Origin of the sequence: Pseudomonas indica NBRC 103045 (assembly GCF_002091635.1) — a bacterium.
Lineage (GTDB): Bacteria > Pseudomonadota > Gammaproteobacteria > Pseudomonadales > Pseudomonadaceae > Pseudomonas_M > Pseudomonas_M indica.
On record NZ_BDAC01000047.1, the window covers coordinates 1 to 3,057 of the forward strand.

The 3,057-nt window shown below is 53.8% G+C and carries 3 protein-coding genes and 3 tRNA genes; all 6 read left to right on the forward strand.

What is annotated here, in order from left to right:
- Positions 1 to 150: 150 nt before the first annotated feature.
- Positions 151 to 1,110 (forward strand): bifunctional biotin--[acetyl-CoA-carboxylase] ligase/biotin operon repressor BirA, encoded by a 960-nt coding sequence (gene birA / locus PIN01S_RS26055; RefSeq protein ID WP_084339822.1) that lies wholly within the window; start codon positions 151 to 153, stop codon positions 1,108 to 1,110.
- Positions 1,100 to 1,846 (forward strand): pantothenate kinase, encoded by a 747-nt coding sequence (locus tag PIN01S_RS26060; protein ID WP_084339823.1) that lies wholly within the window; start codon positions 1,100 to 1,102, stop codon positions 1,844 to 1,846. The genes birA and PIN01S_RS26060 overlap by 11 nt, the downstream gene beginning before the upstream one ends.
- Before the next feature lie 12 nt (positions 1,847 to 1,858).
- The gene (locus tag PIN01S_RS26065; RefSeq protein ID WP_084339824.1) at positions 1,859 to 2,533 is read left to right on the forward strand and encodes an SPOR domain-containing protein; all 675 of its coding nucleotides are present in this window, start codon (positions 1,859 to 1,861) and stop codon (positions 2,531 to 2,533) included.
- A gap of 143 nt (positions 2,534 to 2,676) precedes the next feature.
- A tRNA-Tyr gene (locus tag PIN01S_RS26070) sits at positions 2,677 to 2,761 on the forward strand.
- Between the two features lie 23 nt (positions 2,762 to 2,784).
- Positions 2,785 to 2,858, forward strand: a tRNA-Gly gene (locus PIN01S_RS26075).
- 25 nt (positions 2,859 to 2,883) lie between these two features.
- Positions 2,884 to 2,959: transfer RNA gene (locus PIN01S_RS26080), tRNA-Thr, on the forward strand.
- The last annotated feature ends 98 nt before the right edge of the window (positions 2,960 to 3,057 follow it).

The window sequence follows — 3,057 nt, forward strand, 5'->3', positions numbered from 1 at the left end:
AGCGACACGGGTATTGCTGATAACAAGGGCTGCGGAGGCCACGACAGGCGATGGGGTATTCGCCGGACAAGAAGCGTCTGTGCTTTGAGCTTTCTATGCAACCGACTGGCGCGTCGTTATGATGCCTGCCTCATTGGGAGGCGAGTCCGCATGCTTAAGTTGTTAAAGCTCTTGCAGGATGGCCGTTTCCATTCCGGCGAAGCGTTAGGCGCTGCTCTGGGGGTGAGTCGGAGTGCTATATGGAAACAGCTGCAGCAACTAGAGGCCGAACTGAATTTACCTATTTTCAAGGTAAGGGGGCATGGCTATAGGTTGCCCGCGCCGTTGATATTGCTGGACAAAGATCGTATCGCCTCGGGGAAGGGGTCTGCTTGGTCCTTTTTTCTTCATGAATCCTTGGACTCCACAAATGCTGAAGCCCTTCGGTTGCTGGGGCGTGGCGAGGTGGCCCCGTTTGTTGTTCTGGCAGAACGCCAGACTGGGGGGCGAGGAAGGCGAGGGCGGTCTTGGTTCAGCCCGTTCGCAGAGAACCTTTATTACAGCCTCGTTATTCGGATTGACGGGGGCGCACACCAAGTTGAAGGTTTGAGTTTGGTTGTTGGGCTTGCCGTCGTTCGTGCCCTGTCGGCCTTGGGGGTGGGTGGGGTAGGGCTTAAGTGGCCAAATGACATCTTGGTGAATGAAAAGAAGATTGCGGGGATTTTGTTAGAGCTAATGGGTGATCCCGCAGATATCTGTCACGTAGTGATAGGTATAGGTATCAACGCCAATATGAGTTCCGAGCTTCAGGTCATTGATCAGCCCTGGACATCCTTGTGTCTGGAGCTAGGTGAGCTGATAGATCGGAATTTGCTGATCATTGAACTTAATGATCAGTTGGAAACGTATCTCTCCAGCCATTTTGAAAAAGGGTTTGCGGGTCTGCGGGCGGAATGGGAAAAAAACCATTTGTGGCAGGGGAGACAGGTAGATCTCATCGCAGGAGCTCAGCGAATCGGTGGTACTGTGCTGGGGATTAACGATCGGGGGGCTCTGCGTTTGCTTGTCGATGGTGCTGAGCGCGAGTTCAGTGGTGGAGAGCTCAGCTTGAGGTTGCGCAATGATTCTTGAGCTCGACTGCGGTAACAGCTTTATAAAATGGCGGCTCATATCCAGACCTGATGGAGAGACCTTGGAGGGTGGCGTTGCGAGCTCGGACGAGCAACTGCTCACTGAGTTGATAGGCCTGCAGAAAAGACCTCGATCTGCCCGGCTGGTTAGCGTGCGGAGTGACGAGGAAACTCGTAGTTTGGTTGCTCGGCTTCATCAGCAATTCGGTATCGATGTGCTATGTGCGTCGTCGTCGCAAGTGTTGGCTGGTGTCAGTAATGGCTATCGGGAGTATGAGCGTCTCGGTCTAGATCGATGGCTCGCCCTGTCGGGGGCCTTTCATCTGGCCGGAAGGGCTTGTCTCATTCTTGATCTAGGGACGGCCGTTACTTCTGATTTTGTAGCGGGTTCTGGTGAGCATCTTGGGGGCTTCATTTGTCCAGGTGTGCCCTTGATGCGTAATCAATTACGTACGCATACCCGGCGGATCAAATATGACGACGAAGCGGTGGGGCGAGCCTTGCAGGAGCTGCTGCCGGGGCGCTCCACCATTGAAGCAGTCGAGAGGGGCTGCTTGCTCATGCTGAGGGGGTTTGTCCAGACGCAGTTGGAACTGGCTCGAGATTACTGGGGGCGGGATTTCGATGTATTTCTGACGGGAGGGGATGCCTCTCTTGTAAGTAATATGCTGCCTGGCGCACGGGTTATGCCTGATCTGGTTTTCGTCGGGTTGGCTTTAGCCTGCCCAATACCTTGAGGTGTGTCTGTCATGCGCTGGTTGTTTCTCTTACTTGTCGTGCTCAATCTCTTCTATTACGTCTGGCATCAGCAGCAGGTGCCTCTCAGGGCCAAAGAGGTGCCCCCCCTCTCTCTTTATCGTTCTGCTCAACAGGATATCAAGCTGTTGAGCGAGACATCTGGCGCTTCTCGGAAGGAGCTTTCGGCTCCGGGGCGCGAAAGTGATACCGCATGCCTTTTTCTTGGGAGCTTTGAAAGGGAGGATGCGGCTCGCCAGGTCGAGCAGCGCCTGATCAGCCTCGACATACGGGTTCGGGTTCAGCCATTGGATACGGCGGCTGGAGTCGACTACTGGGTCTACCTGCCTCCATTGGCTTCGCGCCAGGCCTCGCTACGTCAGCTCAGAGAGTTACAGGCTAGGAAAATAGATAGCTACATCATTACCCAGGGTGATTTGGCGAATGGAATCTCGCTTGGGATCTTTTCCCGCAGTGACTCGGCTGAAAGCGTTGCGCAACGCTTGAGGGATGCGGGTTATGAGCCCCAGGTTCGAGAGCTTCCTCGGGCGCACCGCAGTTTCTGGGTGCGAGTCGACCCAGAAAGCCGCCGTTTGGTGGATGACTCGCTCTTGGATCAATTGGCTCGTGATTTCAATACCTTGCAGCATCAAATATTACCCTGCGAAAGCGTTGCAACTCCTCAATAGTTTGCATAGAATGGCGCCCGCTTCGCAGGCTGGCTGATCTTAGGATTTCCTGCGAGGCAGCTGTCGAGAGAGCTAAGCTCAAGTTTTTAATGAGAAAATGCTTGACAGTAGGGTGGCATGCGATGAAAATGCCGCCTCCTTTTGGAGGGGTTCCCGAGCGGCCAAAGGGATCAGACTGTAAATCTGACGTCATAGACTTCGAAGGTTCGAATCCTTCCCCCTCCACCAGATTAAGCGTGAGCGCAGGCTCCGCGGGTATAGTTCAGTGGTAGAACCTCAGCCTTCCAAGCTGATGATGCGGGTTCGATTCCCGCTACCCGCTCCAAGTTTGTTGTTCATGCATGTGTTTCGCTCATGTAGCTCAGTTGGTAGAGCACACCCTTGGTAAGGGTGAGGTCAGCGGTTCAAATCCGCTCATGAGCTCCATTTGCAAAGGCAGATATGAAAGTATCTGCCTTTGTTTTAATGGTGGCGTGACTTGCTCAATTCCGCGATGGGAGACGGTCTCGATGGCTAAAGAGAAA

Coding starts and splice junctions, on each gene's coding strand:
- birA (WP_084339822.1), top strand. CDS start 151: ATGCTTAAGTTGTTAAAGCTCTTGCAGGATGGCCGTTTCCATTCCGGC.
- PIN01S_RS26060 (WP_084339823.1), top strand. CDS start 1,100: ATGATTCTTGAGCTCGACTGCGGTAACAGCTTTATAAAATGGCGGCTC.
- PIN01S_RS26065 (WP_084339824.1), top strand. CDS start 1,859: ATGCGCTGGTTGTTTCTCTTACTTGTCGTGCTCAATCTCTTCTATTAC.